Below are 16,956 nucleotides of genomic sequence, written 5' to 3' on the forward strand. Positions count from 1 at the left end.
ATGCGCGGAAAGCTCAAACGTCTGGCAGCTGCAGTCACTGCGGCCACACTGGTGCTCACCGGCGCGGTTTCACCTGCGTATGGCCAAGAGACCACTCGCGATGCGTTACAAGCCGCTACCGCGAACACTGGGTATTTAACTGGCGGAAGGCTTCTCCTGCCCAGAAACGACAATGCCGACCTGACCTGGAACTCCAGCGCAGGCACCCTGCTAACTCGTCTGGAACCCTCCATACGCATCAACGACATCTTGCAGAAAACCACTTCTGTATCCACCCACCATGAAGGCGCAACGGAAGTCAGCGAACTACGCAACATCGACCAAGGAAACGGATCAAATACCGGCATTGAGGTCCTGCGCACCTACCGTTTTGACGGAACTACCGCCACCCTCGAGGTGACGCTGAGCAACACCACCTCCCGCGATCAAAAACTCCAGGTAGACCTGAGCCACTCCGGTGTCCGCCTAGCACCGACCTTCACCGCCATTTCTGGTGATAACACGCTTCTAGCCACCACGAAGAAACCCGACTACACAGTCCGCGTGGGATTTGAAGGCAACCCGCAAGCAACGGGATTTTCCGGCGGAAACTTCTTGCCCGAGGTGCCCTACGGTGCAGAAGGAAAAAAGGGACAGCGCAGCGAAGGAAGCGCGCGCTACCAAACCGGACGCTGGTTCAAACCGCTGAAACCAGGGGAAACCTTCAAGAGCTCCATCAGCGTGACCGCCACGCCCGCGGTTAGCGCAGCAGATTCTGATGGTGATGGCATCCCCGACGAATGGGAACGCCACGGGTTTAGGCCCAGCCCCAACGAATATCTGGACTTCCCGCGCTGGGGCGCGTCCCCCGACAAACCTGACGTGTTCCTCCAGCTCAACTGGATGCAGCCCGAAGTGGATTCTAAAACCTGTGCACCCGGTGGCCGCTACGCACGAACCCCTCGCGGCTATACCGACTTCGTTGCGTGCGCGGAGGCCAACAAGAACGAGTACCGGCCCTCCAAGAAAGCCCTCCGAGATCTGATTGACTTGTTCCAAGACAAAGGGATCAATCTGCATATCGACGCGGGCTCGTGGTTCAACACCTTCACCACCAATCCTGACGAGATGAAGGGCGGCCCGACAGTGCCGTACCGGAAGCCGTACTACGCCAACGAACCAGTTATCCGCCCCACCCTTATCGCCGACCGCGATTACTACCTTGGTACACGCGACGGTGTCTTCCGTCTGGGGATTATTGGTGATCAAATGTTGGCTGGTGACTACTCCTCGGGTGTATCCACCACTCCCGGCAGCTCTTTCTACGTGGCTAAGCAGTCCATCATGACCAGTGACGAGCAGGTACGAAACACGATCCTGCACGAGCTTGGCCACAACCTTGGCCTAACCCACGCTGGTACTTCTACCGTGGCGGAAAACCGCAGGCTAGCAAACGTCAACTTGCCCAATTACCTGTCCACGATGAACTACCTGTACCAGTTCACCCACTTCGGTTACTCCGACCGGGAATACCGCAGCAGCAGTACATTGCCCCGAATCTGCAACGTGAAGAAATGCTACACGGGTTCTTACAGGGTGCCAGCGGACTGGGACAACCTCTTGCTCGCAGACGGCATTAGACATTTTGTTATTCCAGAAACTGACCACCACGAGGACTCCACAATCCGTGACCTCGAAGTTAATGGCGCCGACCAGAACTCTGGCAAGGGTGGCTTCCGCCTCACCCAGGTCCCTGACAAACTCAATGGCATCATTCCCGCTCTGCCAGACAACGTTATCACCGGGGAGATCACCAACCGTGGCCGAACAGACCACACCTTCATCCTTGAAGCCACCTCCCCCGGCGGCCCATTGTGGCGGCAGAAGTTCCGCGTCGAAGGAATCCCAAAGGATCTGCCTAAAGATGACTCGACCAATCCAACAGCCGGCAAACGGTCGGTGGACATTCCGATTGAGTTCGGGGACGTTGTCCCTGAGGATTCCCTCCCGGTGACTATCCGACTGTTCAATGAGGCGGGGGTAGAGCAGTTCAATGAAACGTTCAGTATCCCTGTGTTGGATTACAGCGTTGAGGAACTCTCCACGGTTGTGGACGAGGTACTCGCCGACCCCAACGGCGACCCTAAGGCGAAGGAAGCAGCGAAAAAGGTTCTTGAACGCCTGGAGAAAGCAAAGAAGGACAAGGATGACGGGAACGGCAAGAACCCCGGTGACAAGCCCGTGGTTCCTCCGACTATCCCGGGCAAGCCGGCCACGCCGCCACTTTCAGGAGAAGGATCCAGTAACGGTAGTTCCAGCCTGCCTGGTTCCAGTCGCCCGAGCGTAGAACGCGGTGCGGAGTGGAAGATCCCGGTTACCGTCTTCGGCTCGATTCTTGGCCTCGTGGGCTTGGCCGGGATCTGGGAGCAGTTAGTAGGCCGTTAGAACTCGATTGATGCCGCACCCTTGATGTTGCGGAGGTTGGAACGGGCAAGCGTGACCATGTTTCCAATCCCGCCGTCAAGGACGGTCTTTACCGCGGACTCCGTAAAGCCCTTGATCATTGCCCAATCGAAGTTGGGTGGGAGCGACAAGGCGTTCGGGTCTGTGACAATGTCCACGAGTACGGGGCCGTCATGATCCAAAGCCTGCTTGAGGGTTTTCTTCAGATCCTGTGGCTTTTCCACACGGAAGGACGTGATGCCCGCGGCCTGAGCGATGTCGGCGAAGTTCACGCCCTCGTGGGAGGTGCCGAACTCTTTAAGGCCAGCCACCATCATCTCGAGTTTGACCATGCCCAAGGTGGAGTTGTTAAACACCATCATTTTCACCGGCAGGTTGTGTTCCTTAACTGTGATGAGTTCGCCTAGCAGCATGGCCATACCGCCATCACCGGAGAACGTAATCACTTGGCGGTCACGGTCTGCAGCCTGCGCACCAATTGCTTGGGGCAGTGCGTTGGCCATGGTGCCGTGGCGGAAGGAGGCCAACTCGTCCTTCTTACCGTTCGGGGTGATGTAGCGGGCAGCCCATACGTTGCACATGCCGGTGTCGACGGTGAAGAGGGCGTTGTCGTCCGCAAGCTCGTCGATAAGCTGCGCGGCGTACTCCGGGTGGATCGGGGTGGCCTTCTCATTGTGACCGAAGTTCTCAATCACGTTGTTCAGCAGCTTCGCGTGCTCTTTGAGCATCGAGTCCAAGAAAGAACGATCCTTCTTCTCCTCAACATGCGGCAGGATGTTTTCAATCACGCTCTTCACATCGCCCACGACCGGATACTGCACTTGGGTGCGGCGGCCGATGTTCTCCGCCTTGATGTCCACCTGTGCCACATTCTTGGTGGGAAGCCAGGCGTTGTACGGAAAGTCCGTGCCCAACAGAATGAGAAGGTCAGCTTTATGCGAGGCTTCGTAGCAGGCGCCGTAACCAAGTAGTCCGTTCATGCCCACGTCAAAGGGATTGTCGTGCTGGATGTGCATCTTGCCGCCGAAAGAGTGACCGATGGGGGACTTGATCTTCTCCGCCAAGGCGAGGACCTCCTCGCGGGCTCCCGCCGTACCAACACCGCAGAAAAGTGTCACAGTCTTCGCATCATTGATGGCCTGCACGAGGCGTGCTGCTTCCGCAGGATCGGGGAACACGCGCTTGTTGTTACCACGCGCGATTGTGGATTCCAACAGGGGAACGTCCGCAGCTTCCTGGCTAGCAATGTCGCCAGGCAGCACGAACACGGATACGCCCTTGCCGGCCATGGTGGATTGGATCGCGTGGTGCAGGATGCGTGCGCCCTGCTCCGGCGAGTTGACCATCTCGCAGTAGCCCGAGCATTCTGCGAAGATCTGCTCCGGGTGCGTTTCCTGGAAGAACTTCGAGCCAATTTCCTGGCTAGGGATGTGCGATGCGATGGCCAGCACCTTTGCGCCATTGCGGTGCGAGTCATACAACCCCTGAATCAGGTGAGTGTTGCCCGGACCACAGGACGCAGCACACACTGCGAGATCTCCGGTCACCAGGGATTCAGCCCCCGCCGCGAAGGCAGCTGCTTCCTCATTACGGACGTGAATCCACTCAATGCTGGATTCAGCCACTGCATCGGAGACCGGATTCAGTGAGTCACCCACAATGCCGTAAATACGCTTAACGCCGTTCTTTTCTAGAGTTGCGACAATCTGGTGTGCAAAATCTTTACTCATCATTCCTCCATCACATATCGTTTCGTCCGCACCCACGGTACGCCTCTTTCGCACACTCTCTCGGCCGCCACGGTTTTCTGTTTATCGGCGCACCGCCTCACCCAGTTCCTTCAACACTGCCTCATCTGTGAAGTACGTTGAGTGTCCACCCGAAATTCCGGGTATCCGCTCCGCGCCAAAACTTGGATCCGCGGGGTTAAATCCGTGTGCCGCAATCGGGCCGTTCCGCAACATCAAAATGGGATCGGTGGGGGAGTCCGCTACCGTCACCCGAGTGTCGGTGCCAATGAGATTTAACTGATCCACGTTCGAAGCCGGCACTCCGGGGGAACCAGCGAGGACCAGTTCATCGGCGAATAAGCCGTAGCCCATTGCTGCTCGCGTGGCCACAACCGAGCCGTAACTATGGCCGAGCACAACTTTGCGGGCATTCGGAAAACGATCGTTCATTGACATCTGAAAATTTGCGAGTTCTTCCGCGCTTGCGCGCGCATAAGATGGGTCCGCCCCTTCCGCAAGGTTCTCCGGCGGGAGGTAGCCTTGCCACACCACCACTGCGCCCCCCGTGGCGGCTGCGATGTCCTGCGCCCGTTTAATCGCGTCGGGCAATGCTTCCGGATTACCGCTGGATACTCCGGACACCTGAGTGATCACGCTTTTGGGGTTCTCCCGCCACGAATCATCACCCGGTGGACCCACCATGACGGTGAAGCCGTCGCCATATTCTGGAGTCGCCCCTTCCGGTAGCGTTGCGGCCTCGAGGAGCATGCCATCCGCTTCAAGCACAGCTTTCCGGACCGAGGCCGGGGCCGTGCTCAAATTCCGTTCACTGATCTGGTCAAGCGGTTCACCGGGATGGAATACAAGCCGGTCCAGGTCGGCCTTGTGTTCCAAAAGGCATTCCCCGGCTACGGAGGCCGCGCAGGACTTGTCTAGCAAATAAGACTGCAGCGCCACAGTTGCTATAAGGGCTTTGTGGGCAAAAACGACCGAAGGTGGCAGTGGCAAACGCGGACCGAGTGCCGCATTGCCCCAACCAGCAAATCTGGCTAGTACATCGTCCAACTCGCGCTGCGCCGCCGCAGCGGTATCAAGCACATCGGCCACCGCGTTGAGGCGCTTAGCGGGTTCCCCAAAAGCAGTGCCCAGGCTAGCAAGGAGGTCTAAGCCCTGGATGGCGGTGGGGCCATCCAAACCGGCAGAGGCAAGCATGTTTCGATGCACCCACGTGTCATCGATACGTGATTCAAGAGTTTTTGCTACCTCGCGCATCTGGTTTGCAGAACTCGTGAGTTCGTTAGCCACCAGCATTAGAAACCTCCAAATGTATTTGTGGAATCAACGTCGTTGATCGCCTTGACAAAAGCCGCGAGATTAGCCGCCTGCTCGGTCACGTTGCGGGAACGCGTAGATATTCCGTCCAAAAGAGTTTCATGCGCTCGCGCCAGCGCACTGGACGTGAGACTCGGAGTGGATAGGCCGACCAAATGCGGAGCTTTCCACTCAGGGAACGAAGGGAGACCATGTGATGGTGCTTGGATGTAGTTCATGTTTTCGAGCAAAAAGCATGACGCCGCCAAGCGCAAGGAAAATGCCCAAAGTGGCAAAATCGGGCTGTGGAATTCGCTTCAAATTCCACATACGCTGGTGCGCATGCGAATCGGAATCGTGCAAGTCACCACCACAAAAGACAAGTGTGAAAATTTGTTTCTTGTCACTGAAAGCATTCGGCGGGTTGCCAAGCACGGGGCCACACTCATCGTGTGCCCAGAAGCAACATCACAAGCCTTTGACTCTGGCCGCCTAGACACCCAAGCGGAAGAACTCGACGGGCCTTTCTCCACTGGTCTGCGTGAGCTTGCTGCTGAGCTCGGCGTGACCATCGTCGCCGGGATGTTCCGCCCTGCTGACACTCAGGGGGAAGTCAACCGCGTGTACAACACCGCCCTAATCACCGGCAATGGTCATCACGAGGGTTACGACAAAATCCACACCTTCGACACCGCCACCTACAGCGAATCCGATACGGTCAAACCCGGCTCACGCCTGCACACCTTCACCCACGAAGGGGTCACCATTGGCGTAGCCACCTGCTTTGACATCCGCTTCCCGGAACAGTTCAAACAACTCGCCCGCGAGGGCGCCCAGGTCATCCTTGTGCCCACAAGCTGGGCCGATGGGGAAAATAAACTCGAGCAGTGGAATACTCTTGCCCGTGCCCGCGCGCTCGACGCTGGAGTGTTCATCATTGCTCCTGACCAAGCACGACCAGGTGGCACGTCCGAAGCGGGCACGGCCTCCGGCCCCACCGGCATCGGCCACTCCATCGCCGTTGCCCCCGACGGCACCGTCATCGCTCAAGCCGGATACGAGCCAGAAGTCCTCGTCGTGGACATCGACCCCGAACAAGCCCTGAAACAGCGCAAAGCACTGCCCCTGCTTTAATCAGCCTGCGTCAACCTCAACCAATGCGACGCATCCGCAAGAGCTCGCAGGCCCGGCTCGTGCGACCCAGCCGCGTCCACGAGCAATTCCACATTCACGCCAGCGCCACGCTCCGCGGCAGCAAACACCGCGGCCCGCACTCCAGCCAAGGCTGAACCACGCGCATCAACAGTGCTGGAAAGCCACACAGGCTCACCGCTGGCATGCCCCAATGTCCAGTAATCACCCACCTGCGGAATCTGCGCATTGTCAACACCGCTAGTCAGCGCCTCCGCAGGCAAGAAAAACACCAGCTCGCCAAAGTCATTCGGCGGAATCGCAGGGGCCAACGTATCCCACAGCGGGTCCACTCCCTCCGCCCGCGCCGCCGTAGCGATCTCCGGGCGCAGCACCGGAAACGTTTGCCCAGCCTCATACTCCACCGGCACAGAAGAAGACAGGTAGACGGACCAGTAGGCGATCCCGGTGTCGTCGAAAAGCGGAAGCACCCCAATCACCTCCATCGCCGACGCCGGAGGCACACCCGCCAGATCAGCCTCCCGCGCAGCATCCCCCATCCGCGCCAAACCCGAAACCATATGCGCGCGCAACTCTTCCGCATCGGGGTGCGCCCCCAACACCGCATCCACAGCCTTGGACACAGGCTCCACCAAGGCATCGTAAGAATCGGCAGACACAGCAAGCCTTCGCCTATCGACGCCCACAGCCCCCATCCCACCCTCATCCCCCACCAACGCCTCTACCAAAGAACGTGCTTCCGGAACCTCCGGCAAGTAGCTGACCAGCTCTTCTATCAACGATGGCGGTAAATTCATACGTGGCGACATGCTGCCCAAGATACCGCGTCCACTCCGACCGCTAAGCTAGCCGGGACAGAACCTTGCAGATCCCACGGATCTGGCGGAGAAACCGAGAGCTGAAAGGCCCATCATGGAATTCACCCCCTACGTGCTGCTCACCGATGTTGGATGGATCTCCATCCTCCTCATCATCGGCAACATCCTCCGCCAACGCGTCCGCATCCTCCAGCAACTCCTGCTGCCGGCACCCATCACCGCCGGCCTCATCGGACTGTTCCTCGGTCCCGAAATCCTCGGGATCATCCAGTTCTCCGACAAAATCGGCGCCTACACATCGCTCCTCATCGCCGTTGTCTTTGCCTCTATGGCCTACTCCATGGACCTCGGAGGGTCCGTAGCCAAAGGTGCACGCAACATGTGGGCATTTTCCACCACCATGTTCATGTTCCAATGGGGGCTCTTCGTTCTTTTGGGCATCTACCTCTTCAAACCTGTCTTCGGCACGGAGGACTGGTTCGGCATGATGCTGCCCGTCGGATTCGTCGGCGGATTCGGTACAGCCGCCGCCGTCGGCTCCTCACTCGAAGACACTGCCGGTGCCGTTGCCGCATCCTCCCTCGGGTTCACCTCCGCGACAGTGGGCACCATTGTGGCCATTATCGGCGGTGTCATCGTGGCTAACTGGGGTATTCGCGCAGGTAAAGCCACCGAACTCCAAGGTGAACTGCCCAAGGAATTGCGCTCCGGGTACATCGAGGACGAATCCCAACGTCCCTCCATCGGCAAAGCAACCACCAACCCCTCCTCGATCGAACCGCTTGCCCTCCACGGCGGATTCATCGTCTTCACGGTGCTTGTTGCCTACTTAGTGGACGGCTACCTCTCTACCGCCCTCGGCAACGTCTCCATCCCACTATTCGCCCTGTCCTTCGTCATTGGTTTTGTTGGCCGCGGTCTCCTGCGTCTGTTCAAAAAGCCGAACTACCTGGACAAGGACACTGTTACCGCTATCTCTGGTGCGGCTACCGACTACATGATTGCCTTCGGCATCGCCTCCATTGTCCCCGCAGCGCTCGCGGCGTACTGGCAGGCGCTCATCTTGCTTTTCGTCCTCGGCCTCGTGTTCTGCCTGTTCTACCTGCTGGTCATGGCGCCACTGTACTTCGGTGAACAGTGGATCGAACGCGGCATTTTCGGTTGGGGGTGGGCAACCGCCGCTGTGGCCACAGGTATCGCTCTGCTCAAGATGGTGGACCCGAAGCTCAAATCTGGCACACTCAACGAATACGGCGTGGCCTACGTTGGTTTCGGCCCCTTCGAAATCGGCATGACCATCCTGGCCCCAATCGCCGTGCTCGCCTCCTTCACCGGTGCGTTCGGCTGGGTGTCTACGCTGATCGCAGCGGGTATCCTCATCATGAGCTTCGCGCTCAAATGGGTCCCTGTTCGCTCAGACGCGAAGACTTAATGGCTTAGCCCGCCTGTTTCTCCCGCACGGCCTTCGCGGCGTACCACGTGGTGATGCCCTCCCGCATCGCTTCCCTGTACGCCGCCTCAACTCGGCCCACGACGTGCCACGGCGCCACGTCCCGGATCCGCCGGTTCAACGCGCCGACGCGCTTCTTTAGCTCGGCATCATCTGTCTGAAAGTACGCGAGCGCAAACGACAACATTTCCAGCTCATCATCATCAAAAACCAGCGGTGGCATTTTCTCACCGCGCACCAAACGGTAGGAATTCTCGCCCCGTCGCGTCGTCTCAACCTCAAAACCAACGGCGCGGAGCCCCTGAATATCACGCCTCAACGTTCGCTTATCGACGCCTAATTTCCCCACCAACTCCTCCCCCGTAAAAGCCTGCCCCGTTTGCAGCACCGCCATCAGTTCCGCCCCGCGCAGAAACGGCGGACATTTCGGCCGCCCCTCAAAGACCGAGATCTCTGAAATATCCACTCGTTTCATCTCGACTGATCCCCCTTTTCTCTAGTCCCCTTAGTTTCCCGATTCCCCTGGTTCCTTCTTTTTGAAGGATGTTTCTGACGTTAATCGTCATCGCCGCTGTTTGCTAGCAAAAACTGTCCACTTAAGTGGACATCGCACTTTTGAAGCAGTCGCTCAGCTCCGCGAACTTTTCACTGTCCTGCGCTTTCTCTTCTTCTGTCTTTCTTCTCGCAGTTTCCGCTCATATATGGGCAATGGACGATGCGGACTTATCTGTCCACCCGGGCATCTTCAGAGCTGTGGCTTGCATTTTTGCGGTGGTGCGGAGCGGACGCACTTTGCGTCCGCTCCAGAAGGGAATGAAGCTACAGTTCACGGTGATGATCGTCGAAAAGCGGACACATTTGTCCGCATCCCATTTCGCCCATATATGTGCGAGGAAGCGGGAGTGAGTGTGAAAGCGGGTGTCAACGGGGGAGTGGGCCACCGGGTGTCAGCGCGGGAGCGGGCCGCCGGGTGAGTGCGGCGGGACGTAGTGTCTGTGCGGAAAAGAATTTTTAGGTTGAGTGGAACAGACTCAAGTTTTAAAGCGTTGCACTGAGTGACCAATTAATTAAGAACGACAGAAGACACGAAAGGAGCACTTCAATGAGCTCGTTTAATCCCACTACTAAAACGCAACAGGCGCTGCAGGATGCGCTCCAGTTGGCCTCCGCAAAGGGGAACCCGGACATTCGTCCCGCACACCTGCTGTACGCAATCCTGACGCAGGAAGATGGCATCGCGGCACCGGTGCTGAAGGCAACGGGCGTGGATCCGGAGACGGTAGCGCAAGAGGCAGCTGAAATCGTCGATGGTTCCCCCAAGGCTGAAGGCCAGAACATGGCCAACCCGACGTTCAACCGCGATGGTCTTAATGCGCTGAACGCGGCGCAGGAGTTGGCTGGTGAGCTCGGCGATGAATACGTTTCCACCGAGGTGCTTCTGGCTGCCATTGCACGCGGCTCGGAAGAAGCTGCAGAGCTGCTGAAGAAGCGTGGCGCGACCTACGACACGATTAAGGCAGCTTTCCCCTCGGTACGCGGGCACCAAAAGGTGACCTCACAGGACCCAGAGGACCAGTTTCAGGCTTTGGAGAAGTACTCGACGGATCTGACGGCGCGGGCACGCGAGGGCAAGATTGACCCGGTTATCGGCCGTGACAGCGAAATCCGGCGTGTTGTTCAGGTGTTGTCACGCCGTACGAAGAACAACCCGGTTCTCATCGGTGAGCCAGGTGTGGGTAAGACCGCCATCGTGGAGGGCCTTGCTCGCCGCATCGTGGCTGGTGACGTGCCTGAATCCTTGAAGGGCAAGACGCTGATCAGTCTCGATCTGGGCTCCATGGTCGCTGGTGCGAAATACCGCGGTGAATTCGAGGAACGCTTGAAGGCCGTACTCGATGAGATTAAGCGGGCGGACGGCGAGATCATTACGTTCATCGATGAGCTGCACACCATCGTCGGTGCAGGTGCTACCGGTGAGGGCTCTATGGACGCCGGCAACATGATCAAGCCGTTGCTGGCTCGTGGCGAGCTCCGCCTGGTTGGTGCGACGACGCTGGATGAGTACCGCAAGTACATCGAGAAGGACGCCGCTTTGGAGCGTCGTTTCCAGCAGGTGTACGTGGGTGAGCCGACGGTGGAGGACACCATCGGTATCCTGCGTGGCCTGAAGGAGCGCTACGAGGTCCACCACGGTGTCCGCATTCAGGACTCGGCGCTGGTGGCTGCAGCAACGCTCTCGGACCGCTACATCACGAACCGTTTCCTGCCGGACAAGGCGATTGACCTCGTCGATGAGGCCGGCTCGCGCCTGCGCATGGAGATTGATTCTTCCCCGCAGGAGATCGACGAGCTTGAGCGCATTGTGCGCCGCCTCGAAATCGAGGAGATCGCACTGTCGAAGGAATCGGACGCTGCTTCCCAGGATCGTCTTGTCACACTGCGCCAGGAGCTGGCGGATCAGCGCGAGAAGCTTGGCGAGCTGAAGGCTCGTTGGGAAAATGAGAAGGGCGAGATCGATAAGGTCCAGCGCTTGAAGGAGGAGCTGGAAGATCTGCGTAACCAGTCAGAGATCGCCGAGCGTGAAGGTGATTTCGCGAAGGTTTCGGAGTTGCGCTACGGGCGGATTCCGGAAGTTGAGGCTGAGCTGGGGGCAGCGGAGGCGTCGACAAGCGAAAAGACGATGCTCAGTGAGGAGGTGACGCCTGATGTGATCGCTGATGTTGTGTCGAGCTGGACCGGCATCCCGGCGGGCAAGATGATGGAAGGCGAGACCGAGAAACTCCTGCGTATGGAGGATGTCCTGGCTGACCGTGTGGTTGGTCAGCGCGCGGCGGTGGAGGCTGTGTCGGATGCGGTGCGGCGTTCGCGCGCGGGCATTGCTGATCCGAATCGTCCGATTGGTTCGTTCCTCTTCCTTGGGCCTACGGGCGTGGGTAAGACGGAGCTGGCGAAGTCGCTGGCGGAGTTCCTCTTCGACGATGAGTCCGCGATGGTGCGGATTGATATGTCCGAGTACGGTGAGAAGCATTCCGTTGCGCGCCTGGTCGGTGCGCCTCCGGGATACGTCGGCTACGACGCAGGCGGCCAGCTCACCGAAGCTGTTCGCCGGCGCCCGTACAGCCTCGTGCTTTTCGACGAAGTGGAGAAAGCCCACCCCGACGTCTTCGATGTCCTACTGCAGGTCCTTGACGAAGGCCGCCTGACGGATGGGCAGGGGCGGACCGTGGACTTCCGCAACACGGTGATCATCCTGACGTCGAACCTGGGCGCGGGCGGCACGCACGACGAGATCATGGATGCAGTCAAGCGCGCGTTCAAGCCGGAGTTCATCAACCGTCTCGATGACGTGGTCGTCTTCGACCCGCTCACACAAGAGCAGCTGGTGGGCATCGTGGACATCCAGCTCGCGGCGCTCGCGGAGCGTCTTGCTTCACGACGCCTGACGCTGCAGGTCTCCGACGCCGCCAAGTCCTGGCTCGCTGAGCGTGGCTACGATCCGGCCTACGGTGCTCGTCCGTTGCGTCGTCTGATCCAGCAGGCGATCGGTGATCAGCTGGCGAAGAAGCTGCTTTCCGGCGAGATCCGCGACGGTGACCCGGTGCACGTAGACGTCGCCGAAGGCACCGACCGCCTCGACATCAGCGCCTAAGGGTCCGCAGCGGCGGCACCGCCGCCGCCCAGTCCGGGGCCAAGGCATTCGGCGCTTAATGAAAATGTGTTTCAGCTCACTCGACTTACCCGCATGTGATGTGTATCATTCCTGGGGAACGTCCCCTTCGGAATAGGAGAACCATATGTCCACCCCAACTTCCATGCGAGCAGCAGTTGCCGAACAGTTCGGCCCAACCGTCAACGTCAAAGAGATCGACCTGCCTAAGCCTGGCCCGTTCCAGGCACTGGTGAAACTTTCTGCCAGCGGCATCTGCCACACCGACCTTCACGCGGTGGAAGGTGACTGGCCGGTCAAACCGACTCCGCCGTTCGTGCCGGGCCACGAGGGCGTCGGCGAGATCATTGAGTTGGGGCCGGGTGAGCATTCGGTCAAGGTTGGTGACATTGTCGGCAACGCTTGGCTCTGGTCCGCATGTGGCGCGTGCGAGTTCTGCCGGACCGGCCGTGAAACGTACTGCAAAAAGGCGGAATACGGCGGCTACACGGTGAATGGTTCCTTTGGTGAGTACATGCTCGTAGATACGCGATACGCCCCACGCATCCCCGAAGGCGCCGACCCGGTCGAGGTCGCCCCGATCCTCTGCGCTGGTGTCACGGTATATAAGGGCCTGAAGGAAGCACAGGCGAAGCCGAGCCAGTTCATGGTCATCTCCGGTATCGGTGGCCTCGGCCACCTCGCAGTGCAGTACGGCGTGGCCATGGGCATGCGTGTGATTGCAGTAGACATCGCTGACGACAAACTCGAACTGGCCAAGGAGCTCGGTGCCGAATTCACCGTCAACGCCGCCAACACCGACCCGGGTGAGGCTGTGCAGGAGTTCACGGACGGCGGCGCCCACGGCGTGCTTGTTACGGCCGTGCACCCAGCCGCGTTCGGACAGGCCATTGCGATGTGTCGTTCCAACGGCACCATCGTCTTCAACGGTCTGCCGCCGGGGGAGTTCCCGGCACCGATCTTCGACATCGTTCTGCGCGGCATCACCATTCGCGGCTCCCTAGTGGGCACGCGCCAGGACATGGCGGAGGCGCTCGACTTCTACGCCCGCGGCGAGGTGAAGCCCCACGTCACGGCGTGCGAACTCGATGATGTGAACCAGGTGTTTGAAGACATGCGAAACGGCAAGATCGCCGGCCGAATGTCCATCAAGTACTAGGCGTTTGCTCTGTCCGGGGGTGCTTACCGCCGACCCCCGCCGCAGACCGGTGAATGACTGTATCTTCGCCAGTGAGGGTCTCGCTGAAGCGTGTTAGCGCTTACGGGGCCTTCTTCCGGTTCACAGGTAGATGAGCGGAAGGGTTTTCGGCTTAAGGGACAAACTTTCCGGGCTCCTCGGCCTGCCTTGCCGCCGCCAACCCGCCACGCCCAGACCCCAGCACCGGCTACAATCCGGTGCATGCAACCGATCACCACTATCACCACCCGGGTTGCTGTCCCGGGTATGGAAAATGAGCTGCTTGCGGGCCACCAGCTCTCCGGCAACCATTTCGTGGTTGCCAGCGTGCCGTTTCTGGATACCTCGCTGGCGCTGGGGGACATCGTGGAGTGTGTCACAGTTGGTGGCCAGTTCCACGTGGATCGCGTGGTGGTGCGCGGCGGTGCCTCGACGGTGCGTATCCTCCCAGCGACGGAGGCTCCACTGCAGCTCGCCGAGACGTTGCTTGCGTTCGGCTGCCGGGTGGAGATGGGGCCGGGTGGGATGCTCGCGGCGTCTATAGGCCCGGATGCCCCGAAGGATGGTATCCGCGAGTGGCTGGAAGGCCTTGAAACCCAGGGCATCATTTCGCTCGCGTAGGTAGTGTGGGCGCCATGAGCGTCTACGTTTCTTCCGAAGAGCTGCGCGAACTGATTCGCACCGGCGAAAAGCTCACTTTGTTGGCCGCGCTGTGGGATGCGCGCGCGGGCCAGGCACGGTCCACGTTTCACGCTGCGCACATTCCCACCGCTCAGTTTTGTGACATGTCGGTGCACCTCGTGGGCACACCTACAGCGCAGGTGGGCCGTAATCCGTTGCCGTCGCTGGAGCGGTTGAGTGAAACGTTCGGCTTCTGGGGCATTGCGGAGGATCGCCCGGTCATTGTGTATGACACCGGCCATGGCGTCTTCGCTGCCCGTGTTTGGTGGACTTTGCGTTGGGCGGGTGTAAAAAACGTGCGCATCCTTGACGGTGGGTTCGCCGCGTGGGAAGCACTCGGCTTTGACACGGTTGCTGGCCCTGGCCCTGTCAACGTCCATTCGGAACTTGTCGCGCAGCGTGGCCAGGCACCCACGATTGATGATGTGCACGATTACAAGGGCCTGCTTATCGACGCTCGCCAGCCCAATCGCTACCGCGGCATCAAAGAACGTTTAGATAAGAAAGCGGGTCACATCCCGGGGGCACGGAACCTCCCAGTCCAGGACCTGTTTGATGCAGACGGCATGGTGAAACCCTCGGATGAGATCTTGGGACTTTTTGCCCAATTGGGTGTCACCCACACCACTGATCCCGCCTCGGCGGTTGTGTATTCCGGTTCCGGCAACCACTCTGCCAAGTTGCTTGCCGCCGCGGTGCACGCGGGGTTGCCGATGCTCACCCACTACATCGGTGGCTGGTCCCAGTGGGCCGCGGACGTAACAAACCCAGTTTCACGCGAAATCTAGGCCTGAGCGCCGGGCTTCGGGTGAAGGATTTAACACTCTGAGCCTGCCCTACCCGGCAAAAGCCCAGGTCACACGCGCTTGTGGGGTTAAATCCTTCACCCCCACAAAGTGCGCCTACCCAGCAATGTCCCCACGCCCGATAAAGTGCTAACCAATGGGTTTTGTTTTGTTAACGCTTTCCATGCTCGCCCTGATCGGGGCGAGCCGTTTGTGGCGCGCGGAATCCCGGTACAAAGCACTGAGCAAAAAGCGGGACAAAGCGCTCGCTAGAACTACGCCTGCTGAACCTGCCCCGAGATCCACCCACGGCCGTAAGACCCGCAAGTCCCACAAGCCCCACAAACTGTCGCGCCGGGCACGCCGGGACTGGGCTACCGCCAACGGCTTTACCTACACCGCCGAAGATGAATTCCTGCAGGACGAATGGACCCGCGGTGCTGCCGCCAGCGGAGCCCCCATTAAGGACGTCTTGACAGGCACTAAGTTTGGCCATGAAACCCGTATCGCTGATATCGCAGGCACGACCGTTATCGGAATGGGAACGGGCATGGCTAGCGATGTTGTTGTGGACATGCGTCGGCTCCCACTGACTCAGCAGCTCTCCGAAGACCTCGTCGAGGTCGCTCAAATCGAAGGGTTTGCTGTCTTCGCGTCGGAGGGAGGTCCGGCGGAACGGATGCTGGATATTCGCGTCCGCACGGCTTTGGAGCAGCTGCCGCCGCAGGTTGACGCGGTCTGTTTCGAGTCGGAGTGGGTGCTCGCGGAGTTCGACGACGTGACAGATTGGGATGCGGTTTTTGCTCCGCTCGCTCTCCTCGCCGACACCGCGCGCACCCTTCCGCCTGAAATATGGCCGCGGCTTGAACTCGCAGGCACGTCGCGTGAGATGGGCGAGCCCATGCTTATCGACGTCGCATCTCACCCCACCCCTTCCCACCACTTCCATCCCGCCATTACGCGTCCTGAGGAACCCTTGGAGATGCCCACGCGGCTGACCGGCGGGGTGAAGGGGGACATCACAGACCATGAGGTGGGGTCTGATGAGGTCAATGCGATTGGGACTGGCCAGGAAGATCCTCAGCCAAACGACGGCACTCGGGTCGCGCGCAAACTTGATCCGCCGTCTATTTTCGATGACTAACTCGGGGTGGCTAACCTTGGAGGCATGAGTGCCACATCTATTGACGCCACGGCTAAGGCCCGCCTTGCTGAGCTTGTGAAGGAGCTCGCTGTTGTTCATGGTCGAGTGACTTTGAGTTCCGGTAAAGAAGCTGACTACTACGTTGATCTCCGTCGTGCCACGTTGCACCACGAGGCCAGCCGCCTCATCGGTTCCCTCGTGCGCGAACTGACTGCTGACCTGGACTTTGATGCGGTTGGTGGTCTCACCTTGGGTGCTGATCCGGTGGCTACGGCTGTGATGCATGCGGATGGCCGTCCGATTGATAGCTTCGTTGTCCGCAAGGAAGCGAAGAAGCACGGGATGCAGCGTCACATTGAGGGGCCGTCGATTAAGGGTAAGCGTGTCTTGGTTGTGGAGGACACCACAACTACCGGTAATTCACCGCTCACCGCGGTGGAGGCTTGCCGGGCCGAGGGTGCTGAGGTCGTTGCGGTTGCGACCGTGGTGGACCGCGAGACTGGTGCTGACAAAGTGCTCCACGATGCCGGTTTGGAGTACCGCTTCCTGCTTGGTTTGAACGACCTTGGCCTCGCCTAATCCTGCTGAGTCCACCCCGA

General features: G+C 59.4%; 13 protein-coding genes. 9 read left to right on the plus strand and 4 right to left on the minus strand.

Going from position 1 to position 16,956, the window contains the following annotated elements; all coding sequences use genetic code 11:
- Positions 1-2,424: a zinc metalloprotease gene (locus F4V54_RS02675; protein ID WP_150386152.1), complete on the plus strand. Its 2,424-nt coding sequence runs from the start codon at positions 1-3 to the stop codon at positions 2,422-2,424.
- Here F4V54_RS02675 and F4V54_RS02680 read toward each other — a convergent pair.
- Together F4V54_RS02680 and F4V54_RS02685 are read right to left on the minus strand one after the other, a co-directional pair.
- On the minus strand, positions 2,421-4,172 hold the full coding sequence (locus F4V54_RS02680) for a pyruvate dehydrogenase (protein ID WP_150386153.1): 1,752 nt from the start codon (positions 4,170-4,172) through the stop codon (positions 2,421-2,423). The genes F4V54_RS02675 and F4V54_RS02680 overlap by 4 nt on opposite strands.
- An 81-nt stretch (positions 4,173-4,253) precedes the next feature.
- Positions 4,254-5,477 carry an alpha/beta hydrolase gene (locus F4V54_RS02685; protein WP_170253094.1) on the minus strand — a complete coding sequence of 408 codons (1,224 nt, stop codon included), beginning with the start codon at positions 5,475-5,477 and terminating at the stop codon, positions 4,254-4,256.
- A gap of 348 nt (positions 5,478-5,825) precedes the next feature.
- Here F4V54_RS02685 and F4V54_RS02690 point away from each other — a divergent pair, with 348 nt between their 5' ends.
- Positions 5,826-6,617: a carbon-nitrogen hydrolase family protein gene (locus F4V54_RS02690; protein WP_034662844.1), complete on the plus strand. Its 792-nt coding sequence runs from the start codon at positions 5,826-5,828 to the stop codon at positions 6,615-6,617.
- Here the strand turns inward: F4V54_RS02690 and F4V54_RS02695 are convergent.
- Positions 6,614-7,444 carry a ferredoxin reductase domain-containing protein gene (locus F4V54_RS02695; RefSeq protein ID WP_146014935.1) on the minus strand — a complete coding sequence of 277 codons (831 nt, stop codon included), beginning with the start codon at positions 7,442-7,444 and terminating at the stop codon, positions 6,614-6,616. The genes F4V54_RS02690 and F4V54_RS02695 overlap by 4 nt on opposite strands.
- Positions 7,445-7,547: 103 nt before the next feature.
- On the opposite strand from F4V54_RS02695, the gene F4V54_RS02700 reads away from it, so the two are divergent.
- Complete coding sequence (locus F4V54_RS02700) at positions 7,548-8,885, plus strand: sodium/glutamate symporter (protein WP_034662780.1); 1,338 nt, start codon at positions 7,548-7,550, stop codon at positions 8,883-8,885.
- A gap of 4 nt (positions 8,886-8,889) precedes the next feature.
- Here the strand turns inward: F4V54_RS02700 and F4V54_RS02705 are convergent, their stop codons facing one another.
- Positions 8,890-9,378 carry a helix-turn-helix transcriptional regulator gene (locus F4V54_RS02705; protein WP_150386154.1) on the minus strand — a complete coding sequence of 163 codons (489 nt, stop codon included), beginning with the start codon at positions 9,376-9,378 and terminating at the stop codon, positions 8,890-8,892.
- Between the two features lie 627 nt (positions 9,379-10,005).
- Between F4V54_RS02705 and clpB the strand changes: the two genes are divergently transcribed.
- The 6 genes from clpB (at position 10,006) to pyrE (ending at position 16,936) form a co-directional block, all read left to right on the plus strand.
- Positions 10,006-12,552 carry an ATP-dependent chaperone ClpB gene (gene clpB / locus F4V54_RS02710; RefSeq protein WP_150386155.1) on the plus strand — a complete coding sequence of 849 codons (2,547 nt, stop codon included), beginning with the start codon at positions 10,006-10,008 and terminating at the stop codon, positions 12,550-12,552.
- Between the two features lie 145 nt (positions 12,553-12,697).
- Positions 12,698-13,729, plus strand: coding sequence for an alcohol dehydrogenase AdhP (gene adhP, locus F4V54_RS02715; protein WP_034662791.1), 1,032 nt, complete (start codon positions 12,698-12,700; stop codon positions 13,727-13,729).
- A 240-nt stretch (positions 13,730-13,969) separates the two neighbouring features.
- Positions 13,970-14,368, plus strand: coding sequence for a DUF4265 domain-containing protein (locus F4V54_RS02720; protein WP_034662793.1), 399 nt, complete (start codon positions 13,970-13,972; stop codon positions 14,366-14,368).
- A 14-nt stretch (positions 14,369-14,382) separates the two neighbouring features.
- Positions 14,383-15,216 carry a sulfurtransferase gene (locus F4V54_RS02725; protein ID WP_150386156.1) on the plus strand — a complete coding sequence of 278 codons (834 nt, stop codon included), beginning with the start codon at positions 14,383-14,385 and terminating at the stop codon, positions 15,214-15,216.
- A 154-nt stretch (positions 15,217-15,370) separates the two neighbouring features.
- The gene (locus F4V54_RS02730; protein ID WP_150386157.1) at positions 15,371-16,357 is read left to right on the plus strand and encodes a type III secretion system chaperone family protein; all 987 of its coding nucleotides are present in this window, start codon (positions 15,371-15,373) and stop codon (positions 16,355-16,357) included.
- Between the two features lie 24 nt (positions 16,358-16,381).
- Positions 16,382-16,936, plus strand: a complete 555-nt coding sequence (pyrE, locus tag F4V54_RS02735; protein ID WP_150386158.1) for an orotate phosphoribosyltransferase — start codon at positions 16,382-16,384, stop codon at positions 16,934-16,936.
- Positions 16,937-16,956: the final 20 nt, after the last annotated feature.

Source organism: Corynebacterium tuscaniense (genome assembly GCF_008693065.1).
GTDB classification, from domain to species: domain Bacteria; phylum Actinomycetota; class Actinomycetes; order Mycobacteriales; family Mycobacteriaceae; genus Corynebacterium; species Corynebacterium tuscaniense.

Coding starts and splice junctions, on each gene's coding strand:
- F4V54_RS02675 (WP_150386152.1), top strand. CDS start 1: ATGCGCGGAAAGCTCAAACGTCTGGCAGCTGCAGTCACTGCGGCCACA.
- F4V54_RS02680 (WP_150386153.1), bottom strand. CDS start 4,172: ATGAGTAAAGATTTTGCACACCAGATTGTCGCAACTCTAGAAAAGAAC.
- F4V54_RS02690 (WP_034662844.1), top strand. CDS start 5,826: ATGCGAATCGGAATCGTGCAAGTCACCACCACAAAAGACAAGTGTGAA.
- F4V54_RS02695 (WP_146014935.1), bottom strand. CDS start 7,444: ATGTCGCCACGTATGAATTTACCGCCATCGTTGATAGAAGAGCTGGTC.
- F4V54_RS02700 (WP_034662780.1), top strand. CDS start 7,548: ATGGAATTCACCCCCTACGTGCTGCTCACCGATGTTGGATGGATCTCC.
- F4V54_RS02705 (WP_150386154.1), bottom strand. CDS start 9,378: ATGAAACGAGTGGATATTTCAGAGATCTCGGTCTTTGAGGGGCGGCCG.
- clpB (WP_150386155.1), top strand. CDS start 10,006: ATGAGCTCGTTTAATCCCACTACTAAAACGCAACAGGCGCTGCAGGAT.
- adhP (WP_034662791.1), top strand. CDS start 12,698: ATGTCCACCCCAACTTCCATGCGAGCAGCAGTTGCCGAACAGTTCGGC.
- F4V54_RS02720 (WP_034662793.1), top strand. CDS start 13,970: ATGCAACCGATCACCACTATCACCACCCGGGTTGCTGTCCCGGGTATG.
- F4V54_RS02725 (WP_150386156.1), top strand. CDS start 14,383: ATGAGCGTCTACGTTTCTTCCGAAGAGCTGCGCGAACTGATTCGCACC.
- F4V54_RS02730 (WP_150386157.1), top strand. CDS start 15,371: ATGGGTTTTGTTTTGTTAACGCTTTCCATGCTCGCCCTGATCGGGGCG.
- pyrE (WP_150386158.1), top strand. CDS start 16,382: ATGAGTGCCACATCTATTGACGCCACGGCTAAGGCCCGCCTTGCTGAG.